The sequence below is a fragment of the Elusimicrobiota bacterium genome, from assembly GCA_016788905.1.
Lineage (GTDB): Bacteria > Elusimicrobiota > Elusimicrobia > FEN-1173 > FEN-1173 > JADKHR01.
The window spans coordinates 75,515-100,548 of the sequence record JAEURZ010000009.1 but is presented as its reverse complement, the minus strand read 5'-3'; the positions used below and the strand labels follow the sequence as shown (position 1 = coordinate 100,548).

General features: G+C 57.0%; 23 protein-coding genes and 1 tRNA gene. 9 read left to right on the top strand and 15 right to left on the bottom strand.

What is annotated here, in order from left to right; genetic code table 11:
- The 3 genes from JNK54_05590 to JNK54_05580 all read right to left on the bottom strand — a co-directional run.
- Positions 1-509: hypothetical protein (locus JNK54_05590; GenBank protein ID MBL8023739.1), on the bottom strand; the 509-nt coding region annotated here is incomplete at its 3' end.
- A gap of 190 nt (positions 510-699) precedes the next feature.
- On the bottom strand, positions 700-1,758 hold the full coding sequence (locus tag JNK54_05585; protein MBL8023738.1) for a nucleotidyltransferase domain-containing protein: 1,059 nt from the start codon (positions 1,756-1,758) through the stop codon (positions 700-702).
- 125 nt (positions 1,759-1,883) lie between these two features.
- On the bottom strand, positions 1,884-4,025 hold the full coding sequence (locus tag JNK54_05580) for a thioredoxin domain-containing protein (protein MBL8023737.1): 2,142 nt from the start codon (positions 4,023-4,025) through the stop codon (positions 1,884-1,886).
- A gap of 111 nt (positions 4,026-4,136) precedes the next feature.
- Between JNK54_05580 and JNK54_05575 the strand changes: the two genes are divergently transcribed.
- The 4 genes from JNK54_05575 (at position 4,137) to JNK54_05560 (ending at position 7,146) form a co-directional block, all read left to right on the top strand.
- Entirely contained in the window at positions 4,137-4,715 is a 579-nt protein-coding gene (locus tag JNK54_05575) for a sigma-70 family RNA polymerase sigma factor (GenBank protein ID MBL8023736.1), read from the top strand.
- Positions 4,712-4,966, top strand: a complete 255-nt coding sequence (locus JNK54_05570) for a zf-HC2 domain-containing protein (protein MBL8023735.1) — start codon at positions 4,712-4,714, stop codon at positions 4,964-4,966. Before JNK54_05575 ends, JNK54_05570 begins: the two co-directional genes overlap by 4 nt.
- A gap of 178 nt (positions 4,967-5,144) precedes the next feature.
- Positions 5,145-6,404, top strand: a complete 1,260-nt coding sequence (locus tag JNK54_05565) for an MFS transporter (GenBank protein MBL8023734.1) — start codon at positions 5,145-5,147, stop codon at positions 6,402-6,404.
- Between the two features lie 361 nt (positions 6,405-6,765).
- Positions 6,766-7,146, top strand: a complete 381-nt coding sequence (locus JNK54_05560; protein MBL8023733.1) for a clan AA aspartic protease — start codon at positions 6,766-6,768, stop codon at positions 7,144-7,146.
- Positions 7,147-7,162: 16 nt separating this feature from the next.
- On the opposite strand, the gene JNK54_05555 is transcribed toward JNK54_05560, so the two are convergent.
- Positions 7,163-7,246: transfer RNA gene (locus tag JNK54_05555), tRNA-Tyr, on the bottom strand.
- 137 nt (positions 7,247-7,383) lie between these two features.
- Here JNK54_05555 and JNK54_05550 point away from each other — a divergent pair.
- Positions 7,384-7,965, top strand: coding sequence for a thioredoxin family protein (locus JNK54_05550; protein MBL8023732.1), 582 nt, complete (start codon positions 7,384-7,386; stop codon positions 7,963-7,965).
- Positions 7,966-8,319: 354 nt separating this feature from the next.
- Here the strand turns inward: JNK54_05550 and JNK54_05545 are convergent, their stop codons facing one another.
- From JNK54_05545 to JNK54_05535, 3 genes are all read right to left on the bottom strand, one after another.
- On the bottom strand, positions 8,320-9,846 hold the full coding sequence (locus tag JNK54_05545) for a YifB family Mg chelatase-like AAA ATPase (protein ID MBL8023731.1): 1,527 nt from the start codon (positions 9,844-9,846) through the stop codon (positions 8,320-8,322).
- Between the two features lie 70 nt (positions 9,847-9,916).
- A complete protein-coding gene (locus JNK54_05540; protein MBL8023730.1) occupies positions 9,917-11,920 on the bottom strand; it encodes a glycosyltransferase in 2,004 nt (667 codons plus the stop codon).
- A gap of 2 nt (positions 11,921-11,922) precedes the next feature.
- Positions 11,923-13,404, bottom strand: a complete 1,482-nt coding sequence (locus tag JNK54_05535) for a glycosyltransferase family 2 protein (protein ID MBL8023729.1) — start codon at positions 13,402-13,404, stop codon at positions 11,923-11,925.
- Between the two features lie 104 nt (positions 13,405-13,508).
- Between JNK54_05535 and JNK54_05530 the strand changes: the two genes are divergently transcribed.
- From JNK54_05530 to JNK54_05515, 4 genes are read left to right on the top strand one after another with little or no spacing between them, the layout of a single operon-like run.
- Complete coding sequence (locus tag JNK54_05530) at positions 13,509-13,886, top strand: carboxymuconolactone decarboxylase family protein (protein ID MBL8023728.1); 378 nt, start codon at positions 13,509-13,511, stop codon at positions 13,884-13,886.
- Positions 13,883-14,899, top strand: coding sequence for an arsenosugar biosynthesis radical SAM protein ArsS (gene arsS, locus JNK54_05525; GenBank protein MBL8023727.1), 1,017 nt, complete (start codon positions 13,883-13,885; stop codon positions 14,897-14,899). Before JNK54_05530 ends, arsS begins: the two co-directional genes overlap by 4 nt.
- A gap of 6 nt (positions 14,900-14,905) precedes the next feature.
- Complete coding sequence (locus JNK54_05520) at positions 14,906-15,610, top strand: TIGR04282 family arsenosugar biosynthesis glycosyltransferase (protein MBL8023726.1); 705 nt, start codon at positions 14,906-14,908, stop codon at positions 15,608-15,610.
- Positions 15,604-17,841, top strand: a complete 2,238-nt coding sequence (locus tag JNK54_05515; protein ID MBL8023725.1) for an NAD(P)-binding domain-containing protein — start codon at positions 15,604-15,606, stop codon at positions 17,839-17,841. Before JNK54_05520 ends, JNK54_05515 begins: the two co-directional genes overlap by 7 nt.
- Here the strand turns inward: JNK54_05515 and JNK54_05510 are convergent.
- The 8 genes from JNK54_05510 to JNK54_05475 all read right to left on the bottom strand — a co-directional run bounded on the left by JNK54_05510 (position 17,828) and on the right by JNK54_05475 (position 25,004).
- A complete protein-coding gene (locus JNK54_05510) occupies positions 17,828-18,115 on the bottom strand; it encodes a hypothetical protein (protein MBL8023724.1) in 288 nt (95 codons plus the stop codon). The genes JNK54_05515 and JNK54_05510 overlap by 14 nt on opposite strands.
- The gene (locus JNK54_05505) at positions 18,112-18,735 is read right to left on the bottom strand and encodes a thermonuclease family protein (protein MBL8023723.1); all 624 of its coding nucleotides are present in this window, start codon (positions 18,733-18,735) and stop codon (positions 18,112-18,114) included. Before JNK54_05505 ends, JNK54_05510 begins: the two co-directional genes overlap by 4 nt.
- Positions 18,736-18,865: 130 nt before the next feature.
- Entirely contained in the window at positions 18,866-19,987 is a 1,122-nt protein-coding gene (locus JNK54_05500) for a citrate synthase (GenBank protein MBL8023722.1), read from the bottom strand.
- A 69-nt stretch (positions 19,988-20,056) separates the two neighbouring features.
- Positions 20,057-21,883 (bottom strand): hypothetical protein, encoded by a 1,827-nt coding sequence (locus tag JNK54_05495; GenBank protein ID MBL8023721.1) that lies wholly within the window; start codon positions 21,881-21,883, stop codon positions 20,057-20,059.
- The gene (locus JNK54_05490) at positions 21,880-22,656 is read right to left on the bottom strand and encodes a hypothetical protein (GenBank protein ID MBL8023720.1); all 777 of its coding nucleotides are present in this window, start codon (positions 22,654-22,656) and stop codon (positions 21,880-21,882) included. The genes JNK54_05495 and JNK54_05490 overlap by 4 nt, the downstream gene beginning before the upstream one ends.
- 29 nt (positions 22,657-22,685) lie before the next feature.
- Positions 22,686-23,702 carry a lamin tail domain-containing protein gene (locus tag JNK54_05485; protein ID MBL8023719.1) on the bottom strand — a complete coding sequence of 339 codons (1,017 nt, stop codon included), beginning with the start codon at positions 23,700-23,702 and terminating at the stop codon, positions 22,686-22,688.
- Complete coding sequence (locus JNK54_05480) at positions 23,677-24,234, bottom strand: NUDIX hydrolase (GenBank protein ID MBL8023718.1); 558 nt, start codon at positions 24,232-24,234, stop codon at positions 23,677-23,679. The genes JNK54_05485 and JNK54_05480 overlap by 26 nt, the downstream gene beginning before the upstream one ends.
- Positions 24,231-25,004: a hypothetical protein gene (locus tag JNK54_05475; protein ID MBL8023717.1), complete on the bottom strand. Its 774-nt coding sequence runs from the start codon at positions 25,002-25,004 to the stop codon at positions 24,231-24,233. The genes JNK54_05480 and JNK54_05475 overlap by 4 nt, the downstream gene beginning before the upstream one ends.
- Positions 25,005-25,034 lie beyond the last annotated feature (30 nt).

The window sequence follows — 25,034 nt, the reverse complement described above, 5'->3', positions numbered from 1 at the left end:
ACCTCCGTCCCGCCACTGCCCGCGGCGAAATCGCCCTCGGCCACATACACCATCTCCACCGCCAGGACCTGTATCTTCACCTTCGAGGTCCGTAACAATCCGTGGTCGCTAAAGTTAAACACCGCCCGCACGTTCTCCACCGCCACCGGTCCCGCCCCCTCCGCCGCGCGACGCACGAACAGTCCCACCCGGTCGCTCGCCACAATAAGCTCAATCCCCGTGCCCGTTCCGGTGGAGGTGCCCACCGGGTTGATCCCCGCGCTCTCCAGCATCACATGCGACCAGGTCGTTGTGCTTTCCTCCTGCATCTTGAAGAACACCCAGGCCGCGTCGTGGTTGATGTTCGTGTATCGCCAGGAATTCGACCACGAAATGTCGAATTCAACAAAGCTCGTGGTGGAATCCCGCGGTACCAACGCCACGTTCGTTACCGCCAGGTCATTAGCCAGAACCCCGGCCGCCCCAAAAATCAGTCCCACCACCAACCCCACCGAGTTCATTCTCCCCATCCCCATTGTCGCGCCTCCTTTTTCGATCGTAACCCATTGAAATCCCACCAAATGTGCTCCCCTTGTCCAGCGATGTTACTATGGAATTTCCTCTTTCTTTTTAGCGGATCACCTTGCCACTGGGGATAAAAGCGATCTGTTTTCCATTCGTCGTCACGGGAAAACCGCTCGATGTCTTTATTGCGTTTCATCAAGAAAACAACTGTTTTAGTTCGGGTAATTGCTGAAATCCGGATTTTCCTAGAAGGAATAGGCCAGCCTGCATTTTTTTAACCCAGGAAGAACCCTTCGCGCGGAGACCTTCCCAGGCAAGAACAATGTCTCCCGGCCTCTCTGAGAGGAGCAAGGACAAAACTTGACCGCTTTGGTAAATGTCTTTCCCCGACCGGGCAGATTCCCCTGCCCACCGTTCCCCCTGAACGATCAGCTTGTGGAGAGCAAACCGGGCGGGTTGAGGCACTTTTACAAAAACGGGTCCTCCGCTTATAACAAGACCCGCAAGGGGGTCCGCCAACAGATAGTCGAGGTAGGGCAAGGGTTGAGCCGCGGCGTTCCACTGCGGAAAAAAGACCGGAGACTCTTCTTTTCCATTCGCAGGGGTCAATACATCAACGCGGAGGGCATGCCCTCGAACCTTGTAGGAGAAGGAATGGTTTCTGGGGTTCATTGCGGGGACAGGAAGAAATCCCATTTTAAGACGATCAAGCGCTGTCGGGACATGGTCCTTTTGGTTTGGAACCACCACTTGAACCGGTGGGAGGGCCATATCGATGTCTTGGGTCAAAACAGCCCCGGAAGACCAACGCGCTCCCAGAAGATTTCCAAGCACGGGCAAAGCGTGGGTTCCGACCAACACCCCCCCCCCTTGAAAAAGCCCCGCGTTCGACAAGGCGGCCAGGACACACCCGGAAGAAATCTCAGTGAATAGAGCCCCCCCCACTCGAAGTTGCGCGCAGAGCCTCTGGAGTGAAAATTCTTCCTCTTCAATCGATTTTTTTTCTTTGACATAGAGGTCGACCAACCGGACCAAATCAGGAGATTGTTTGCCGATGTAAACCTGTCGAAATTCTCCCCCAGGCAAAGAAGCCTGAAAATAAATATAGCGAACCCCCTTAATGGTTTTAGAAACAAATCCCCCAGGGGCATGACCCAACGATCGACTCGCCTCCCGAATCTTCACCCGATCCAACAGTTCGGAGTAGATTGTTTGGGTCGTTAAGTCCTGTTTTGTGGGAGGAACAAATTTCATTATACGTAGATTACATAAATCCTACGTATAACTGCAATAGTCCACGGGCCAGCGAGCCATTTTACGGGTGGCTTTTGGCCTACGCCTGCGTTGCTCGTCAGTCACATACGCCTCCCGTATTTAGGCTAGGAACCGGTTTTATCAAATTTTTGGGGATACAAAAGGGCCCGCAATCGTTCCCCGTCTGTCACGGGAGGCTGGCACGTGAAATGATGGCAGAGGTAGGCGGCGGGTTGCCCTTGAACCAGGCCCATGTTCTCCAGAAAAGGGACCCGTTCCACCCAGAACGCCCGAAGGGACCCTTCATCCAAAAGCCGAACCGTTAAATTCGGTCGAAAACGAGATCGCCCCACGCGAATTAAGTCTTGGGTCGCGGGAAGCGAAGCGTCCCCCACAATCACGAGGTCCGATGGGGAAGCCTGGGCGTAGAGGCGCGCCGCCTGGAGGGCCGGATAGGCCCGGGGCCCGGGGGCTGTGGCGAAATGGGCCTTCATCATCCGATCCGCCGCGTGACCGAAATCTTCCCGCCCCAAAATCCGCCCCAAACGCAAAAGCGTCAACACGGACACGCTGGCCGCCGAGGGTTCCACGTTATCCCCCTCTTCCCGCGCACGAAACGGCAGGAGAGGATCTTGATCTTCCCCACTGCTGAACAGAGCCCCACTGGTGGGATCCTGAAATTCTTTCAAGGTAATGTCCATGAGCTGTTCGGCCCAGAGGAGATGCGTCACATCAAAATCGGCTTCATACAAATCAACAAGCCCTTGAGCGAGAAAAGCGTGATCGTCCGCAAAAGCGAAAACAGCCCGTTTCCCTTCCCGCCACCGCCGGAAAAGGCGTTCGCCGTCCCAAAGTTCTTGCTTCAAAAATTTCGCCGCCCGCTGAGCCGCGGCCCGATAGCGGGTGTCGTCCAGAACAATCGCCGCGCGAGCGAACGCGGTTAAGGCGAGCCCATTCCAGGACGTGAGGATTTTATCGTCCAGATGGGGGCGCGGTCGCTGGGAGCGAACCGACAAAAGCTGAGCCCGCGCGTGGCCCAACCGTCGACGGGATTCTTCCACAGGAATTCCGAGGGACCCGGCGACCTCCGCAAGGGGACGGGCCTCATGCAAAATATTTTTGTTTCCGAATTCCCCCTGGGGATCTTCGGTCACGTTCCCTTCCGGAAAAACGCCATAGAAAGAGGCAAAAAGAGGGAAATCCACATCCCCGATCACTTTTCGAATCTCTTCCGCTTCCCAAACGTAAAACGCCCCTTCCCGTTTTTCGGTGGACTCTTCGTTTTGGGGAAAACTGTCGGCGTCTTCCGCGGAAAAAAAGCCCCCCTCCGGGTGACACAGGTCCCGGAGCAGGTAATCCAAAGTGGCGCGGGCCGTTCCAGCAAAAAAATCCTCCCCGGTCAGGTGAAAGGCGTCCACATAGTTGACGGCCAACTGGGCGTTGTCGTAGAGCATTTTTTCAAAGTGGGGGAGGAACCAACGGTCGTCTGTTGAATAGCGGTGAAACCCGCCCCCCACCTGGTCAAAGAGCCCCCCCCGGGCCATGTGGGAAAGGGACGTGACCGCCATGGACTGAGCTTTCGCCCCTTCCGGCCCGCCCACCGCCGCGGCGTAACGAAACAGAAAAAAAGTATTAACCGGCATGGGGAATTTGGGCGCCCGGGAAAATCCCCCGTTTTGATCGTCGTAGGTCTCTTCCAAGGACTTTCGGCACTCCTCCCACGAACCCGTATCCTCCGAAGAAGCGGAACCCGTTGGAACAAGATACTCCCGTGTGGCCTGGGTCAAATGGTCTCCCTGGGACAAGAGACGGCTCTTGGTCGCGGGATCTCGCCAAGCCTTGCTGATGGCCTCCACGACGGCCGGCCACCCCCGGCGACCGTGCCGGTCTTCCGGGGGGAAATAGGTTCCCCCTGTAAACGGTTTTCCCTCGGGAGTGACGAACACGTTCAGCGGCCATCCGCCTTGCCCCGTCATGGCCTGAACCGCGGTCATATAAAGGCGATCCACATCCGGCCGTTCTTCCCGATCCACTTTAACCGCCACCACATGTTCGTTCATTACCGCCGCAATGGACGGATTTTCAAAACATTCCCGTTCCATCACGTGACACCAATGACAGGTGGAATACCCGATGGAAATCAGAAGGGGTTTATCCTCCCTTCGCGCTTTCTCAAAAGCTTCGCGCCCCCAGGGGAACCACTCCACAGGATTTTCCGCGTGCTGGAGCAAATAGGGGCTGCTTTCATGGGCCAAGCGGTTTTTCATCCCCCTATCTTACCCTTTTCCAAGAATATCGTGAGGTTGCGGGACCCCTTGCGAATTGTTAGTCTTTCCATGTGAGACCCTCGGGAACTCTTACCCGCGCGCGGCGTTACCATGGGTGATGAACGCCGCCAAGAATTTAAAGAAAAAGCCCTCCCCCTCCTGGACGAACTGTATGGGGCAGCCCTTCGTATGACCCGAAACCCCGCGGCGGCGGAAGACTTGGTGGCGGATGCCTTTGCCCGGGCCTGGAAAAACATCGATCAGTTCAGTCCCGGAACCAACATGCGCGCGTGGCTTTACCGCATCCTCACCAACGCCTACATCAATCATTTCCGAAAGAAAAAGCGCGAACCTGAGAAGGTTTCCGTTGACGCCTACGAAAAAATAGACCTCTTCCACTTTTTCAATAAATTGGCCGCGCACGCACCGGCGTCACCGGACCCCGCCAAAGAAGTCATGGGCCGTCTGACCAATGAAGAGTTTCGGAAAGCCCTGGACGCTCTCCCGGACGAATACCGGGCCGCCGTCGTCCTTTTCGATTTGCAAGGCCTTTCCTATCAAGAAGTGGCGGATTCTCTGGAAATCCCCCTGGGGACGGTTCGGTCCCGGTTGGCCCGGGGCCGCGGTCTTTTGCAATCGAGCCTCCACCGCCATGCCGTGGATGCGGGCCTTCTGGAGATCACCCCATGACCAACCCGTTCGACCCGAAACATTGGCACGTGTGCGAGGAAGTCATCGATCGCCTTCACGACTTTTTGAACAAACGGGAACTCACCCCCGCGGACGAGGAACAAATTCGCCAACATCTGAAGCAATGCCCCCCGTGCGGCGGCCGATTTAAGTTTGAAGAGCGTTTGGTGGAACGATTGAAAGAATCGGACCCCTGCGAATGCCCCGAGCGTCTGAGGGCCCGCGTCAATACGCTCCTGGATTTGGGTTGAAAATGCTAAAATAGGGTTGGATCTGGGAACTTTAGTTCAGTTGCCGTGTTCTAGTTCATAACCCTATAGAAGGAGGTTGCCATGTTCGGACCCGGCTGTGGTTGCTAGTTAAACGGGGGGATGAAAGCGTCTTTTCATTCCCCCGTTTTTTATTTTCAGGTCAGTCCTCATCCCCCCTATGAAACCCCTACCTCTCCCCTCCCGAACTTCCTTTCTTTTGCGGGCCTTACGTTATCCCAATTACCGACTGTTTTTCGGCGGTCAAATCATTTCCCTGGTGGGGACATGGATTGGATCCACCGCGATCAGTTGGTTGGTTTATCGTTTAACCGGTTCTGGCCTAGCCCTGGGGGTGGTGGGTTTTGTGGGCCAATTTCCGGCTTTTATCATCACCCCCTTCGCGGGGCTCGTTGTCGATCGGTGGGACCGCCGGAAACTCCTCATCACAACCCAAACCCTCTCCATGGTCCAATCCTTTGCCTTGGCTTTCGTCGTTTTAACCGATCGAGCCACGCTCCCGGCTTTGTTGGTCCTGGCGGGGCTCCAAGGAGTCGTCAACGCCTTTGATATGCCGGGCCGCCAAGCTCTCGTGGTGGATTTGATCGAAAAAAAAGAAGATTTGGGGAACGCCATTGCGCTCAATTCCTCTTTGTTTAACCTCGCGCGGTTGGTGGGGCCCTCCCTGGGGGGACTCCTCATCGTGGCGGTGGGGGAAGGAGTATGTTTTCTGGCCGATGGGGTCAGTTATCTGGCGGTGATTGGGGCCCTCCTCGCCATGAGGGTCCGCCCCCGAGTGATTGCGCCTCCCCAAACCCAAGGCACGCTCAACCAACTGTGGGAAGGATGGCGTTACACATTTAAGTCACCCACCATTCGCCCCATCCTTATCCTGCTCGCTCTTTCGAGCCTCATGGGCGCCCCCTACATGACCCTGGTTCCCCTCTTTGCTGGGAACGTCTTGGGCGGGGGCCCCCACACCCTGGGGTTTCTCATGACCGCCGCCGGGGTGGGCGCTTTGGCCGGAGCCTTGACCCTGGCGGGGCAAAAACCGGACGAAAAATTACGGAACTGGATTCCCCGGGGAGCAGGACTTTTCGCGGTGGGATTAATCGCTTTTTCGTTCTCCAAAACCCTCTGGCTTTCCATGGGACTCTTGGTGGTGTGCGGGTTTGGATTTATGATTCAAATGGCGACCAGCAACACCCTGATTCAAACCACCGTGGACGACGATAAACGGGGCCGCGTCATGAGCCTTTTCATCATGGCGTTCCTGGGCGTCGCCCCCTTCGGGGCCCTCATCGCCGGAAGCCTCACCGAAAAGATCGGCGCCCCCCACACGCTTCTCGTGGGTGGAATCTGTGTGCTCGCGGGAACGTTTTGGTTGAACAGGAAAGGGAAAAACGGCACAGGGAAAGATTCGAACCTTCGAAGGGCGTAGCCCGCCAGATTTTCAGATCCAAGGTGTAAAAATTCGTCTATCAATACTATTGATCGCTAATCTTTTATGCTAATAAAAATTGCCCATTTGTTTTGAGGCTTACGGATGTTTTTCAACAACCCGTTTCTTCCCACCAACAGCCACTAGCCCGGAATCTTCAGTTGGGCGCGAGGACCGGCCAGGCTCAGAGAGCCTGGCACCTGAAGCGGCAGAGCCGCTGATGCGAGACGGAAAAGACGGACTTTTTTACGAACAAAAAAGTGCAGGTCGTAGCGGGGAGCACTATTGTTCTACCCGAAAAAACCCATTTCCCGAACGACACACGCTCACTCATGGGCTTCAAATCAGATATAATTTTGCCATGGGACTCGTCATTGCAGATATCCAATTAAAAAACCCCCGGGAAGATGGGATTTCACCGATGACGGTTCAGGCGTTGGTGGATACCGGGGCTGTCCATTTGTGCATCCCCCAACATACACAGATTCAACTTAAGTTGGAAGAAATTGACAAGAAGGAAGTCATTCTGGCCAGTGGCGACAAAATACTTGTCCCCTATGTCGGGCCCATTGAGATTCGATTCAAAAACAGAATCGGCTTCGCGGGGGCCCTTGTGATGGGAGACCAAGTTCTCCTCGGGGCCATCCCCATGGAAGACATGGACCTCGTTGTCATTCCCCGTCTCAGAACCATTGACGTTAATCCCGAAAGCCCCAACATCGCAAGCTCAATCGCAAAATAATTTCACTAAAAAAAACTGCACAGGGAAGGATTCGAACCTTCGAAGGGCGTAGCCCGCCAGATTTACAGTCTGGTGCATTTGACCGCTCTGCCACCTGTGCAAAATCGGAAGGAGTTCAATATACCCGATTTGTCGACGAAAATCAATTTTTCTCTCCAAGACGGGCCCCTCCCCTCGCATTGACACAGGGGTCCAAGAGAGTTAAATTTGTTTTTACAACGGTAAAAGGAGTTCCCCATGTCCCTCACCCCATCAACGATGTTGCCCTTAGGAACCCTGGCCCCGGCCTTTCGGCTGCCGGATGTCACGACCGGACAACAGGTTTCTCTGGATGACTTTTCACGTTTTGACGCTCTGCTGGTCACGTTCATTTGCCGCCATTGCCCCTACGTCAAACATATCGAGAAAGAATTGGCTCGCCTCGGTCGGGATTACGCGCGGAAAAGTGTGGGGATCGTGGCCATCAGCTCCAACGACGCCGAGACCCACCCGGACGATGGCCCCACGTTTCTAAAAGAACAGGCCCGGGAAGCCGGTTTTTCATTCCCGTACCTTTATGACGAAACCCAAGCCACGGCCAAGGCGTATTCGGCCGCCTGCACACCCGATTTTTTCCTGTTTGACAAAGGACGCCGGTTGGTCTACCGCGGCCAACTGGATGACAGCCGCCCCGGAAACAACAAACCGTTAACAGGGAAGGACCTTCGCGCCGCCATCCAAGCGGTTCTCACCAGTCAACCGGTCACCCTAAAACAGTTCCCCAGCACCGGGTGCAACATCAAGTGGAAACCCGGCACTCCCCCCACTTCAATTCAATAGATTTAGTGGCTTCAGAATGTAGGGTTGGTCTTTTAGAGGTGTTTCTTGGGCATCGCCTTTTGAATCCCCATTGAGGCGATTCGAGCACGATTTTGTGACGATAGTGGGGATGACCCTGTCCGATCCGGCCCGTAGGCCTTTGAGGGCCGGGAGTTGGGTCAGCCTCCGGCACAAAATCGCGCGCAGGCCGACGGGACCCGTTTCTTTTGGTCACTTTTCTTTGCGAGTCCAAAGAAAAGTGACCCGGGTCCAGGGCGGAGCGCTTGGCGGGGGTGGGAGGGGGTGGAACCCCCTTGCTTTGAAACAAAAGATTCCTCACGTGGTCCACGGCAAACTTGGAATCCCTTGAGTTTTTTACAGGGGGACCGCCGGGCGATCGAGCGTTCGATAGCCCACCGCTTCGGCCACGTGGTCTTCCCGTAAAACGTCTGACCCCGCCAAATCGGCGATGGTCCGGGACACCTTTAAAATCCGGTCAAAGGAACGGGCGGAAAGACCCAACCGCGAAACAGCGGCTTTCAGCAGAGCCTTTGACCCCGCGTCCAATTTACAGTGGGCCTTCACTTCTTTCCCGTTCATCAGCGCGTTGGCCCCGGCCCCCCGGGGCCCCAACCGCTCCTTCTGGAGAGCTCGGGCCGTTAACACCCGTTCCCGCACAACCCCTGTGGTTTCCCCCGGAGGAAGATCCTCCGTCATTTCCGCCAAGCTGAGCGCGGGGACTTCAATGTGCATATCAATTCGGTCCAAAAGCGGGCCCGATATTTTGGCCCGGTATTTCCGCACAGCGAAGAGCGGGCACACGCATTCCCGGTCCGGGTGGCCTTCGTAGCCGCAGGGGCAAGGGTTCATGGCTGCCACCAGGGTGAACCGCGCCGGGAAACGGACCGTCCGGGCCGCCCGGGAGATCGTGACCGACCCCTCTTCCAGCGGTTGCCGAAGAACTTCCAACACGTGCCGGTCAAACTCCGGCAACTCATCTAAAAAGAGCACGCCGTTATGGGCCAGGGAAACTTCGCCGGGCCGGGGGATGGACCCACCGCCGATCAACGCCACATCGGAGATGGTGTGATGGGGCGTTCGAAAAGGCCGTTCTCCCAGGGGTGCCGATGGACCGAGCCCGGCCACCGAATGAATTTTCCGCGTTTCAAGAGACTCCTCAAACCCCAGGGGGGGGAGGAGGCCGGGGAGGCGCCGGGCCAACATGGTTTTTCCTGAACCTGGAGGGCCGATCATGAGAATGTTGTGGGCCCCCGCCGCGGCCACCTCGAGGGCTCGCTTCGCAAACATCTGGCCTCGGATATCCGCGAAATCCAGCCCCTCTTCTGTTAAAACCTTTTTCTCTGTGGGGCGCGGGAGAACCGTGGGCGACCACTCGCCACGCAGATAACGAATGGTCTCTTCAAGGCTGGAGGTGGGAACCAGCGTAAGCCCTTCCACCACCGCCGCTTCGGCCGCGTTGGCGGCCGGCAAGATCAGCGCTTCCACCCCCGCTTCCCGAGCCGCGAGGGCGATGGGAAGAACACCCCGCACCGGCCGCACCCGTCCATCCAGAGCCAACTCACCAATCAAAACATGTTTCGACAAACGCTCCGAAGAAACCAATCCGTCCGCCGCCAAAACACCCAAAGCCATGGGAAGATCGAAAGCTGTCCCTTCTTTTTTGATGTCCGCCGGAGAAAGGTTCACGGTCACCCGCCGCACAGGGAAATCGAAACCGGAGTTCCGCACCGCCGCCACCACACGATCTTTCGATTCCCGCACCGCGGCGTCCGGCAAGCCCACCGTGGCAAACACCGGTAAGCCCGGAGACAGATCCACCTCCACATGAACGATGAACCCATCAATGCCGATCACAGCGGCGCTCATCACCTTCGCTAACATGGATCTAACCCCTCGTCCCACAGAAAAGAATGACCGATCTCAAAACACCACACTCCTTAACAAGATGAATTTATTTCACCATTATAGGATTCTTGGGCTTCACCAGGGGAACCACGCGATAGCGGACTAACGCCCACAGAATACGAACCCCCGCACGAAAGACCCCCGACCAGGTGCCGGAAATTTTGGACCGCCCCACCCGGGAACGATACCGCACAGGGACTTCCCTCACGCGCGCCCCACGACGAAGAGCCTTCACCTGCATTTCCACATTCCATCCAAAGGTGGGGTCTTCCATTGAAAGATCTTCCAGAAGATCGCGGCGAAGGGCCCGAAAAGGGCCGAGGTCCGTGAACGGTTGACCGAAATAGACCCGGATCACTCCACACGCCAAAGCGTTCCCCACCCGCTGGGGCCACGTTAACGACCCCCGAGGAGCGCCCCCTCGAATCCGAGACCCAATAACAAAATCCGCTTCCCCGCGAACGAGGGGATCCAAGAGCACCGGTAAATCTTCAGGGAAATCCGAATGATCCCCGTCCAAAATGACCACCACGTTCGCCTCGGCGGGCATGGCCCGGAGAGCCGCTTGCACCGCCCGGCCGTAGCCGCGGGAAGGTTCGTGCACCACATTCGCCCCCGCGGCCCTTGCCCGTTGAACCGTTTGATCCTGGGATCCGTTGTCGGCCACGATCACCCAAGAACACAGGTTTTGAGGAATTTCCTTCAACACCAGGGGCAACGCGTCCTCCTCATCCACCGCGGGAATAACCACACAAACCCGAGGTGGACCCAGGGGGGTGGGCGACCAGACCCGGTGCGGTCGGCGGGTCCGCTGAAGTTCCCAGAAGAGAAGAGCATACACGGGAAGGTATTCCACCCAGGGGACCCACGCCGGAAGTTTCCACATTCCCGTGGTCGCATACACCGGAATCACCAGGTAGGAAAGGGCGGCCAGTCCCGTGAGGGCGATCCCCGATGGACAGGGATAGAGTGTGACGAACGGAAGGATCCAGAGGACATACCAGGGATGAACCACCGGACTGAGCGCGATCGAAAGGGCAATCACTATTCCGGCGTAAACAGAAACTTGCCGATCTTCTAAAGTGAGGGCCAAGAGACCGGCAACGCCCCCCGCGACAACAGCGAAAACAATTTTGATCATCTCCGTCGACCATGGGGTCCCCTTCAGGAGAAGAGCGTAAACGCTCGCGTTAAAAGACCATCGCTGGGCGTAGGTGGCGGCCCCTTGAAAGAATCGGCTCAGTTCCGACAAGGGCATGAGAAAATAGACCGCGTATCCCAACAGCACCACGAGAAGGAAATAGCCCAAAATCCCCCGACCGCGTTGGCGAAGGATCATCCACGGCAAAAAGATCAGGGAAGCAAACTTCCCCAGAAAAGCGAGTCCCCACAGTCCCCCCGCCCGACGAAACAAACTCGCCTCCCACGCGAAAACACCCGCCACCAGAAACAAGAGTCCCAGGGAATCCATGTGTCCTGAGGACCAAAATTCGACGATCAAGAGGGGGTTCCACGCGTAAAGGAGCAACCGATCAGGGCCTTGGCCCCGGCGAGAAAGGAACAAAACCATCAACCCCAGTAGACAAAGTTCTAAACCCGCAAAGAGCGCTTTTTGGGCTGAGAGGGTTGGGACCCGAGCCGCCAGCCGGAACGCCATCTGCGATAAGGGGGGGTATAGGGTCGCGACCGTGGGATGGTTGACGGGAGGTTGCGCGGGGTTCCGAAAAACGTCCAGGGCCGGATCCGCCGGAGCGTATTGGTAAGGATTGATCCCCGCCGCCTGGACACGCCCGTCCCACAAGTAACGGTGGATGTCATCGGAAAGGCTGGGAGGCGAAAAGAAAGCAATGCTTCGAAAGAGGACCGCCGTTCCGATGACAAATCCCCACCCGAAAAGTCCCTGGGGCTTTTTGCGAACCACTTCCAGGACATACAACCCGAAGAGAAGGGCGAAGAGCCCTAAGAAAGCCGGGACATGGTCGCGCCAGGGGGTCAAGAAGAGAGAGCCCCCCCACACCGCCGCCATTCCGACCGCGACGGCATAGGACAAAATCACCCCTCCTCCCTCGAACGAAACGCGTGAACCAACGTCAACAAACCCACATACGAAAAACCCAGGAAGAAAAGGAGCAGGAACGGCAGGGTCCCCGCTTGCTCGTGACGAACGCCCCAAACGGACGCCACCGCAAAGTAGACCGCCCCCGAAATCTCCACCACACCCCAGGACGCCCCGCGCGGGCGATAACGTTTAGCCTTCCAAGCTTCTTTCTTCCCCATCACATTGAATTTGGCTGTACGAATGAAACTGGACCGGTGGTTGAACAGGGCACTGATCACCGCCCGACTGTTGTTCCAGCTCATCCCCGGCCCGAAGGCCAACAGGGCTGGCAAATCATGGAAAGACAAGAGGCTCGCCGATTCCCCCGATTCGCGGCGAACGTAGGCGTAGTAGAGAAGGACCGCGGACGCGCTGACCACAAAAACGCTCGTTTCCACCGCTCCAAGCCACAGGGGGACAGCTCCCGTGGCCCGCAAATACAGAAGTGGAAACAAAAGTACCGCCAGCAACAGGAAGACCACGTGAGCCAAATTCCCCGCCAAATGAACCGTCCCCTCGACTTTGGCGACCCAGGGGGCACGGCTCCGCCAAAGGGCGGGAAGGATCTTTTTCCCCACCTGAATCGCCCCCTTGGCCCAACGATGTTGTTGCTGTCGAAACGATCGCATGTCGGGTGGAAGTTCAGCTTCGCAAACGAGATCGGGAAGATAGAGGAACCGCCATCCGTTCATTTGGGCCCGGTAGGAAAGGTCCAAGTCTTCCGTCAGCGTGTCGTCGGACCATCCCCCCGACGCTTCGATGGTTCGTCGCCGCCAAACCCCCGCTGTCCCGTTAAAATTGAAATAGGCCCCACCGCGATTTCGCGCTGTTTGTTCAATCACGAAATGGCCATCCAGGTAGAGCCCCTGCAAGCGCGTCAGAAAGGAGAAACCCCGATTGAGGTGACCCCATCGGCCCTGGATCAACCCCAACTGGGGATCCTGGAAGTGCGGGATCACTTTCTTTAAAAATTCCGTTGGAGGAACGAAATCAGCGTCGAAAACAGCCAAATATTCTCCCCGCGCCAATTCCGTCCCATGGGCCAAAGCCCCTGCCTTGAATCCGTTCCTGTTGACCCGACGGATGTGCTGAACCGACACCCCGTGTTCCCTCCAATAGGAGGCCCGTTCCGCGGCCAGAAGGGACGTATCATCCGTGGAATCGTCCAACACCTGAACTTCAAATCGGTCTTTGGGATAATCCAACCCGGCCGCGGCATCGATCAACCGGGTCACCACGTAGCGTTCGTTAAAGACGGGGAGCTGAACGGTCACGAAAGGCCATTCGGACGGAGGAGGAGGGGTCTCCAATCGCGGCGCCCGTTTGTAATAGCGAATATAAAGGTACAGAATCCAGAAACGGTGAAGGGCGAACAACACCATCACCGCTAAAGAAAAGAGATAGAGACCCAGGATAAGAGAAGCTGAAACGAACATGAGAACATTCCCATCGTTGACGGAGATTTCCGGAGGCTTGGAACCTTCATTATGCCATTATTTTCAAGGGAACTCTTTCCCGAGGAAACCGTTCTTATGACATAATGGGGAAAGCGTCTTTTCTCACGTCTTTCTCTGGAGGTCGTCCCTTGAATTATTACGAGTCCAAAGATCTTTCTCGCTTCGCCGAAGTAGGCAAATTCGCCACCCCGCTCATGAAAAAGTTTTTCGATTATTATGGCGCCGCCACCGGCCAAGACGGGGCGCTCAGCAAACGGGAAAAATCACTTATAGGTTTGGCCATTGCCCACGCCCAGAAATGCCCCTATTGCATCGACGCCTACACAACCCAATGCCTTGAAACAGGTTCTAATCCCGAACAAATGACCGAGGCGATTCATGTGGCCGCCGCCATCATGGCGGGCATCACCTTGGTCCATGGTGTCCAGATGCACAACCATTTGGAGAACAAAGGCGCGTGACCGCCGCGGCAACATCCCTCTCCCGGGAAACGAAATCCCCCTGGGATTTTGAAGCGGCCCTTTCCCACGCGGGGCTCACCCTCCCCCCGCTTTCCATAGAAACGCTTCAAGTCAACCTGGGAAAACTCTGCAACCAGGCCTGCGCCCATTGCCATGTGGACGCGTCCCCCGCTCGCCGAGAAATAATGGATCGCCCCACCGTGGACCGATGTCTGAACCTTTTGGCAAAAACCCCTACTCTCACCACGTTGGATCTCACGGGCGGAGCGCCGGAACTAAACCCGCATTTCACCTTGTTCGTAAAGTCCGCCCGTGCGTTAGGGAAACGGGTCATGGTTCGCCACAATTTAACCGTCACCTGGGACCCCCACCCCCTGACCGGGGAAAGTTTGGAATACCTTCTCGACTTCTTTGCCCAGGAACAGGTGGACGTGGTCTCCTCCCTTCCTTACTACCAAGCGTATTTCACGGACAAGCAAAGAGGAAGCGGCGTTTTCGAAAAGAGTCTCCGGAGTTTGCGCGCGCTCAATGAACGCGGGTATGGACGGGCAGGGTCTTCCCTGATTCTTAACCTGGTCTATAACCCCGTGGGGGCTTTTCTGCCCGCGGACCAAAAAACGCTGGAGGCGGATTTCAAACGGGAACTCCTCACCCATTTCGGCGTCACCTTTAACCAGCTTTTCACCATCACGAATATGCCCATCAAACGCTACCGGAAATTTCTCGAACGCACCGGGGGATACGAGGACTACATGGCCAAATTGGTGGCGGCGTTTAACCCCGGAGCCGCGGCGGGAGTCATGTGTCGAAATTTGATCAGCGTGGGGCACGACGGCCGTGTCTACGACTGCGATTTCAATCAGATGTTGGATCTGGACGCGCGAAATCCAGACCCTGTGACCCTGGAAACCTTGGACATCAAAAAAATGGTCGGACGTCAGATTCAGTTCGGCTCCCACTGTTTTGGATGTACGGCGGGCGCCGGATCCAGTTGCGGCGGGACAACCGCCTAAAACCGCATGGCTCTTTCCGCGACGGAACCCACCGGTGTCAAAACCCCGGGCCACCCCCGCCTTCTTTTGTTTGTCCGAGCCCCCACACCGGGGCGCTGCAAAACGCGGCTCTCACCGCCTCTTTCTCCCTTGCAAGGCGCGGCCCTCTACCGAGCCTTTTGCGTTGACGTTCTGACGTCCGCCCGCGCCACGGGAACGGAGGTCCACTTGGCCTACGCCCCCTCCAACGAACAGCCCAACCCCACCTGGCTCGCGAGCGACGTGCCCTCTTTTGAACAACAGGGTCCCACCCTGGGGGATCGATTGATCCACGCCTTCGAAACGATCTTTCGGGATGGGCCGGGCCCCGTCGCTGTGATCGGAACCGACGCGCCCACGTTAAGTGCGACCCAAATTCTCGAAACTTTCTCCGCGCTGTCCCACGTGGACGCCGTTTTCATCCCCGCTGAAGATGGAGGCTATTGCCTCGCGGGTCTTTCTCAACCCCAGCCTTCCCTTTTCAAGAACATTCCCTGGTCCACTTCCGAAGTGATGGCCACCACCCTCCGTGCCGCCGTCGGTCTTCGGGTTCAAACATTCCCCCCTCACTATGATGTGGACACCCCCCAGGACCTCCAACGCCTTTCGATCACACTCCAGTCGCTCCCCGACACGATCGCCCCAAAGACACGGCAGTGCTTAAAGGAATTAACCGCGGGGGCCCCATGCTAAGTTTATTGACCCGCTACGGGCGTTGGTTGCACGGCCAATGGCCTGCCGGCCGGGTGGAACCCCTTCCCGAAACAGGCCCGGAAGGCCAAACGAGCCTACCGGGTGTTTACGTGGTGGGTGACCTGCGGGGAATCCCCCTCCTTAAATTTGCCGCGGATTCCGGGGTCCGCGCGGTTCGTCGGATCCAAGAAGATCTTCGTAAGGAACCCGCCGCTCCCGAGGTTCTGGACCTCCTGATTGTTGGGGGCGGGGTGGCGGGAATGGCCGCGGCCCTGGAAGCTCGTAAAATGGGTCTCCGGTTTGAAGTTGTCGAGGCCAACGAACCCTTCTCCACACTGATCAATTTCCCGAAGGGGAAACCGATTTTCACTTACCCCACCTCCATGACCCCGGCCGGTGATCTCCAATTCACCGCCATGGTCAAGGAACCACTCGTTGATGAATTACGGCGGCAAACCGAAAGAGAAGGTGTCACCCTTCGAATCGCCCGCGCCGAATCTGTTCGCCCCTCCTCGAAAGGAATCGAGGTTCGCCTGGAAGGGGCCGAACCCCTGTTCGCCCGTCGCGTGATTGTGGCGTTGGGGCGTAGCGGAAACTTCCGAAAAATGGGGGTCCCGGGAGAAGATCTGGACAAGGTCACCAACCGCCTTCATGACCCCGCGGTGTATAAGAATCAAAACGTTTTGGTCGTAGGTGGGGGAGATTCTGCCCTAGAAGCCGCGATCGCTCTGGCCGATAGCGGTGCCGCCGTCACCCTGTCCTACCGAGGAAAAGAGATCACCCGCGCCAAGCCGGAAAACATTCAGCAACTCCACGCTCGGGCCAGCGAAACAGGTGTCGGACGTGTCGGCCTTCGCCTGAACACCACCGTCCAAGAAATTCGGCCCCAGGAAGTGAGCCTTCGAACGTCCACCGGGACGGAAGAAAATGTTGAGAATGACGTGCTCTTCTCCCTGATCGGCCGGGATCCCCCCCTTTCCTTTTTCAAGCGCTCGGGATTGAAGCTCACAGGAGAATGGACCCGGGGTGCGCGATGGGCTTTTGCCGGATTCTTTCTTTTTTGTCTCGCTCTCTACAACTGGAAATCCGGAGGAATTCTTTCGGGTGTGTTTTATTCCCAAGGATGGTTCCCCACCTTTTTAGCCGAGTGGACCCGCCCGGGTGGGATCGACCCCAAAAGTTTAGGGGGCGTCCTTCTCCTGTCCGCGTCGTCTCCCTCGTTTTATTACACGTTGGCCTATAGTTTCTTGGTGGTCTATTTTGGAATTCGGCGCATTCGATTTCGTCAGACCCCCTACATCACGGCCCAAACACTAACGCTCATGGTCATCCAAATCGTTCCCCTCTTTCTCCTTCCGGAAATCCTCCTGCCCTGGTTGGGTGGAAAAGGGTGGATTCCTGCCTCCGTTTTAGATGCCCTTTTTCCCATGGTGAACTACGGACATGGGCGGGAATATTGGCGCGCCTATGGGTTCATCCTGGCCTGGCCGCTGATGATCTATAACGTCTTCACCGACAAACCGCTTTTCGGGTGGCTGGCCATCAGCCTGGTTCAAACCTTTGTCATGATCCCCGGACTTATTTATTTCTGGGGGAAAGGCGCCTATTGCGGTTGGATTTGTTCCTGCGGTGCGTTGGCGGAAACCCTGGGGGACGCCCACCGACAAAAGATGCCCCACGGGCCCCGATCCAACCGATGGAATTTCGTGGGGCAGGGGATATTGGCTCTTTGTTTTATTCTTTTAGCGTGGCGGATCCTAGGATGGCTTCTCCCCCCCGAATCCCTTTGGAATCAATGGTTCAACCACGCTAAAATTACTTACAAGTGGGGGGTGGACGTCTTTCTCGCGGGAGTGGTGGGTTACGGTTTTTATTTCTGGTATAGCGGAAGAGTGTGGTGCCGCTGGTTCTGCCCGCTGGCGGCACTCATGCACATCTACGCCCGGTTCAGCCGGTTTCGTATTTTCTCAGACAAAAAGAAATGCATCTCGTGCAATGTGTGCACCAGCGTCTGTCACATGGGCATCGACGTCATGAACTTTGCCAACCGGGGACGGCCCATGGAAGACCCTGAATGCGTCCGGTGTTCCGCCTGCGTGCAAAGCTGCCCGACCGGTGTGCTTTCATTCGGGCAGGTAAACGCCCAAGGGCAGTTGATGAAACAGGACACCCTTCCCGCCAGCCCAATCCAGGAACGGGAAAAACGACAGGGAATCTCTACACCCGAATAAGTTCCACGGACCCGTTTAACGCGTGGGCCAAACGGGCCGCCCCGGCATCGGAAGCGGTGTGAAGTCGAACCCGTTGGGGTCGTTTCCCCTCAGGCATATCGGAAATAAAATGGGCCACAGGCAAAAAGGTTCCCCCTTCCCCCTCACCAATAAAATAGTCAAGGCTGACATCGGTGACGTCCCCCTCTTCTAATAGATGAAGGGCCTCAGCCACTGTTCGAGCCAAAACCCATCCCCCGGGAGGCATCCGAACGTCATCCACGTAAAGTTTCATGTTCGCGCCCGCCGTTTGCGGCGAGAATTGGATTTGGGCTTGGGCGGTTTCGTTTCCCCAGACCACAAACAACCCCGCTTCGAGGTCCGGGCTTGTTCCTCCAACGCAACCAAAGGTCCTTTCAAGAGTCCATCCCGTTTCCACGCTTTCCCCATCCCTTCCGCCACCAATTGGGCGTCCACGCTCTGGCCTTCCGTGGTAAAAACATAGGCCAACAGTCGTCCGTAAGCGTCCCGGGAACGTTCGTCGAAGGCCAAACGGACAGCCCCACCCACCAACACCCGGTTCCGATCGGTGGCCTCGCGATAACAGGCGTCGCCCCGTTCCGTGGTGTTCACCCCGTAATACCGCAAAAAGGTGGGTTGATCGTCCCACAGAATTTCAAGGGTATCGCCATCCACCACACGGAGGACAGGAACTTTGGGGAGAGATTCCGGATCACACACCATCCCGGAATCGTTCGCGTGAAGGGCAAGGGATCGAACCGAAGGCAGGGGGGATTTCGAAGGGGAAGAGGTTTGGGGGGCCCCATAAAAAACGAGAAGGCCCCCCACCGACATCCAAAACAAGGGGGAAATCACCCGCTTGAAATACGAGAGCGAAAAAGGACGATTTTTCACGGAGAATTAATCTTATTTTTATTAGTTGGGCCCGGGATTCGACAAAAAAATAGGTCGCGGAAGCGGATCTGTTGCCCCAGGGGCCAGGCGGGCTGCATCCTGACGATCTTCACACCCAACGGGGAATAAATTAGGGTCGTTGTTCGAGAACGACGAACGGACGATGGGCTGGTCCCACATAATCCGTTCGCGGGCGAATCAGCCGGTTGTCCGCCAACTGCTCAAAAATGTGGGCGCACCACCCCGCCACGCGACCCGCGGCAAAAACCGCGGTAAAGAGATCGATGGGTATCCCCATCAAATAGAGAACGGAAGCGGAATAAAAATCCACGTTCGTGTAAATATTTTTTCGCCGCTGGACAGCTTCCGCCACTTTGATCGAGATGTTGTACCACCGCAAATCGCCCTTCTCCTGGGAAAGCCGGTGGGACATGGCGCGCAAGGGGCCGGAACGAGGGTCCTCCACCTTATACACCCGGTGGCCAAACCCCATAATTTTGTGTTTTTCTTTTATCGCTTGATCAACCCAGGCTTCCGCCTTGTCGGGGTCCCCGATTTGAAGAAACATTTCCATGGCTTTCTCGTTCGCGCCGCCGTGTAAGGGTCCCTTGAGAGAACCCAAGGCCCCGGACACCGCTGAATGTATGTCGGACAGGGTTGAAACGATCACCCGCCCGGTAAAGGTGGACGCGTTCAGATCGTGGTCCGCCAACAGGGACAAGTACATATCCAAGGCATCAACGCACAGGGGGCTGGGTTTTTGACCGCTCAGCATGTAGAGAAAATTGGCCGAATGGCTCAGAGACGGATCGGGTGGAATGGGGGCCTGGCCACGGCGAATACGGTCCCAGGCGGCCGCCAGGGTGGACAAACGGGCCACCAACTGAATCGCGCTCTGACGATTGGTGTCCAAAGATCGAACAGCCGTGTCAGGGGGCAGCATGTCCAAAAGCGTAACGCCTCCCCGCAAAACGTCCATGGGGTGGCACTTTTTGGGAAACCTTTCCATGACCGCAAGAACTTCGTTGGGCAGAGCCCGACTCTCGGCAAGGGATTGAGAAAAAGATTTAAGTTGCGAACGGTTGGGAAGTTCCCCTTCCCACAAGAGATAGACGGTTTCCTCAAAAGAGACCTTGCCCGCCATCGCCACCGCGTCATACCCTTTGTACAACATCCGCCCCTCAATTCCATCGAGGAACGTAATAGAGGAAGGCCCCACCACGACGTCTTCCAGTCCCTTCGGGGTATGCATCGGGAGCGAGGTATCGGTCATAACGTTCGGATTATACAAACGTCCACTCCCCGGCTCAAGGATTCTTTTTCATTGTTTTTTCCCCCAACGGGCCTCCACTTGGACGTGCCACGCTCGACGAGGCGGAGCCGGGGGATCCTCCCGACTTTCGGCTTGAGCGGGACGACTGGTGATTTCGTATTTTCCCCAGAACCGAAAAGACCCCAGGGTCTGGCCCACAATCAAATAAGTGCGCGTGCCAGGGGTCCCCCGCAAACTCCCCAGGTTTCCGGCCAAACGGTCGTAGACCACCCCGTCCCATATTTCTTCCGGACCCGTGGTCAAATAAGCCTCCGGGGAATTAAAAAAGTAGGTCCGGAGTTTAATCCGCGTGCCCGGTCGAGGTTTAAAAACAGCGTCCGCCACCCACATCCGTCCCGTGACTTTCCTTCCCACGAGGGGGGTCTCTTCCAAACGAATGTCGTGACGAAGGGACCACTGGGTGCGCCGGGTCGGTTCCCACCCAACAGCCCCCCGCCATTTCTGAGTCCGGGCGGTTCCCTGGCGCCGAAACCCAGACACAGGGTCCGTGAGCAACTTCTCTTCCACCCGCTCCTGAAACATCAGCCGAACCTCCACGTCTTCTTTCACGGCCCATCGCTGATCCGTCAGGAAATAGCGTCCCTGTGAGGAGGCGATGGGATCGGCGTTTGTTCCGTTTCCTTTGGCTTCAGGGAATTGAGCCAGAGTCACGTTCACGCGCCCTTTCCAAGGACCTTTCACCCATTCCCCGCCCAGAACGCCCCCCCGCTGGTTTCGCGGTAAACTCTCCGGCCCCCCTGAAACACCAAAAGATAACCCTTTCCCATGGGGAGAAATAAAATCGGCGTCGTAATCAAATGCCCCCAGCCAAAAGTGAGACCGGTGAGCCCCCCAGACCATGCTCCCCGTCCACGCGACCCCTTCCCGATCCAAAGAGCCAGGACCGGAGGCCCGGGACCGGGCGATCTCGCTGACAAACCGCCACGCGTTCATTTCCCCTTGAACATCCAGACCCGACAACGATAAACCGTCCCCGCGATAGGCTCGGGCGTTGGAAAACTGAATTTCCTCCAGATGGAACGGGCGACTGAAGCGAAGTCCGTAACCGGAAACGCCCACCTGAAGGAATTCACCCTTCCAGGCCATTCGCCCCCCCGCCAGTCGTTCCGTGAGCCCATTGTTGTTTTGGAGTGAATCCTCGGTTTGCACATCGCTGGTGCCCTCGTGCAGATGGTCCAGGTTGGCGTTCACACGGCCATCGGCACTTAAAGGAAAGTCGAGCGGTTTTTCTGAAACGAAAAGATCGAAACCGAAGGAGCCAACCCCGAACCGACCCGCCGCTCCACGCAAGTAATCGTTGACCCCGGTGGAATAGTCCGGGCGAGGACCCTTGTCTTTCACCTGAACAGGACGAACAAATTCCCCGAACCCATCGTAGAACAACAATCCCTGTCCAAAGACCATGGAGTAATTGCCCAACACGGCCCGGCGGAGTGAATTCGTTTCATTCCATTCCACCGAACCTTTCAAGGTGCCATAGCGGTCCAAGTTCTCAAGGGACAGGGCGGGCCCCACGCTGGATCGCTTGGCCAGCCCCCCGGCACTCACGGGCCCCAGGGACAAGCGGGTCCGTTGATAAAAGTAAACATTGTGTTGGAGTTCCGGTGGTGCGGAGTGATACGTGGATCCTTTGGGAAGAACTTCCCGAACGCGCAAGCGAACATCCCCGGAAAAAAGAAGGGGGGTTTGGGATTCGGGGTCTTCCCCATCACGGGTGAGGCGCTCGTCATAACTGACCACATCTTCCTCAACACGTCCCTCCCGAGTGCCCCCCCACACCAGAAGGATCACGATGAACAAGCGCCACCGGTTCAAGGGAAATAAGAGAGGTTAAAGAAGTGCTGATCCGGCAGTTGCGGGTGAGTGAGGAAAGCGTAATCCACCGCAAAAAAAGGATGGCGGAATCCCATCCCCAATGAAAATCGGTTGGGTTTCGTTTCTAAACCAGCACGGACAGCGAAGGTGGAATGGAGCCAAGCTTCCTGGCCCACCCGCCACGAAGAGGCCCCTCCCGACTCTTGGACAACAGCCAGCGACGTGGCCCCCTGGGCCAGAACCTCAACGGAACACCCCGCGGAAAACAAAGACGGGGGCGATTCAACGGCTCCTCCCCACCGCGAACGCGTGAGGTTTTTCACGGCAACCCCCGCCGTCACTTTAGGGGCAGGGCGGCCGAACAGCCCCACATCCAACTGAAAAGCGCCCAGAGTGCCGTAACGTTCCATACGGACCTCCTGCCGTTTCAAGGTCGTCCCCAAAGAGGCCCGGTCCGCCAGGCGAGCCGCCCAGGATATTCCCAATTCCCTTTCCCGGTAGAGCGCTGATCCAAAATCGGACAGAAAGAATCCAAAGGCTCCCTGAGCGGGTGTTCCGAACGCTCCGGAAAGTGTGCGAAGTCCCAGGTCCTCGTCACCAAACAATCGAGAATGCCCCCCTGTGACACCCGGTCGTTCTGTAAAGGCGAGAGCCCCCGGATTTTCATGGGAAGCGTCTAAACCCAACGTCCCCCCAACCAGAGAGCCACTGAGTGCCGCGGAACGAGCGGAAAAGGGTTTTTCTTCAAATGCGGCCCAAAGCGGGAAACCCATGAAGAACAGGAGAACGCCCCACGTCCCCCTCACCGGGGCCGCCCCACCGCGACCTTCGTCCGGGACCGATCGGTTACCCCTGACGCGGGATCCACCGATTCGAGAATCACCAGGTAAAGACCGAGCGGAACAAAAGTTCCTCCTTCGTCCCTTCCGTCCCAAAGAACACTGCCGGTCGACACTCCGGTCAAATCGGCGCCGCCAGCCTCCCGATCGCTCTCCACGGGTGTCCGAACGAGGCGTCCCCGAACATCCAGAATTCGAAGGGTTTTGACCGCTTCGGCTGAGGTATTGAAATAGAACCGGGTCCACTGAAAATCCGGGTCCGGATCAAAGGGCGAAAAAGAGCGCCGCATGGGATCCACCGTCAAGGCCGAGGGGTAAGGGGAAGCCGGAGGCTCGTTGGACACGCCCGGTGTTGGTCGATGAAAAACAAGGAAATCCGAAGATCTGTTGGTGTCTTCTCCATCGCGCCGGCGGCCGATCGAATACGCTCGACGCTCTTCCCGCACATCCACCACATCGTCCGGAAGCCAAAGTCCGGCGGTGACCGCCGAAAGATGGGTCCGGTCGGTGGTTCCGCCGTAAGCTCCGTCCGTCACCCAGGCGACAAAATCGACCAGGGTGGTGGAGGAAAGAGGAAACCCTGAATAAAGGGCCACTTGGTCTTCGGTTGCCGCCAATCGAACCGTGGTGTCGGTCCCGGAATAATACACACCGGTCCCCTCTAAAAAATCCGTTTGAGAGAGACCCGCCGCGTCCACGAAAACCAGGAGGAACCCCCGGGGCGGCAAAACCACCCCCCCGGGAAAAACGATGTGGTTCCCGGAAGCCGTGTCCCCATCGTCCAGGGCCCATCCTTCCAGAGAAACAGGGGTCGACCCCCCGTTGTAAAGTTCCACCCAGTCCGGAGATCCAGAAGGTTGGTCGAAAGCGACTTCGTTAATTCGGACAGAGGCCGTGACGAGAACGGGAAAGAGGAGGGGGAACAACCACGCGGAGCGGCGGAACAAAAACACTTTACCCCAAACGAAGGCGCCGGTCAAAAGAGTAGAGACCTATCACTGTTTTGGAATCTTTGATGCGGCCAAGACGAACCAGATCCAACGCGCGACGTAACGAAAGACGCACGGGTTCGATGAACTCATCGGCATCCGGGGAAAATGTTCCGGCGGTGAGGTCCCGGGCTTCGTACAGATGAATCACCTCATTGGCAAAGGCCGGGGTGGGCCAATACGAAAGCATCTTGCGAACACGCCCGGCTCGAAAACCCGTTTCCTCTTCCAGTTCCCGCCGCACACAAACCACCGGGGTTTCCCCAGGGTCCAGTTTACCGGCGGGCAACTCCAACGTCACTTCTTTGACCGGGTAACGGTATTGGCGAACCAAAAGGAGGTCGGGGTTTTTTTTCGGCCCCCCCGCCACCGCCACCACGGCCACCGCGCCAGGATGCCCCAGATATTCCCGAGACGAGATCCCGCCCGAAGGCAACCGCACCGTGTCCACCCAAAAATCCACCGCTTTCCCTCGATACACCCGGCGTCGACGAAGACCCCGTTCCACGAGGGAAGAACTCATTGGTGCTCGCTCACCTGCACATGTTTTTTCATGGGGAGCGCGAGGGACAGGGTTTCCAGCATTCCCGCCACAAGTGCGCCCAGGTAATAAATCCACCATTGATTGGGAATGCGCGCAAACACAAACAAGAGGCCCACCAAAAGCATGGAAAGAGAAAACGCCAAGCAGGCGGCGCCCAGAAAAAAGAGTTTCGTTGGCATGTTGTCGTAGAGGGCTTTTTTATCGGCCGGGTAGGTGGCCCCATGCCACAGGACGATTCCCCCCGCCACCAAAATAAGCAGAATGGGGTCCAGAACGCGGACCCCGAAAAGGATCGGCATCAACGCCCGCCGGGAAAGATCTGGGTTTTTAAACCACAACCCATCGTAAGCGGTGAATCGACCCACGTGAAAAATGGCCTCAGACCCCCCGATGGCAAAACTGTTGCCAACAACAAAAACCAGCGCGAGGAGAAACCCCGCCCCGCCGACACCCCAAACCACCCGGGACGAAATTCTGTCATGACCGAAAACAAAGCTCAGAACCGCTAAAAACACCGCCGGTCCGAAAACGCCGATCATGCAAAATTCCCGGAGATTGTTAATGATAAGAGGCCAGGGATGGGGAAAAAGGATCTGAATCGGGCGGGAGGCCAGATAAATCCCCAGGAAGAGAAACCCCAGGTAGGCGCCCTTGTAGGTGAGTTCACCGGCAATTAAGGTCCGAAGGGGCCCGATCCGTTGGACATATTTCGCCATGGCAAAGAAAACAAGCCCCGCCAGAATCGGCATGACCACATTGGAAAAAAGCGGGAAGAACTG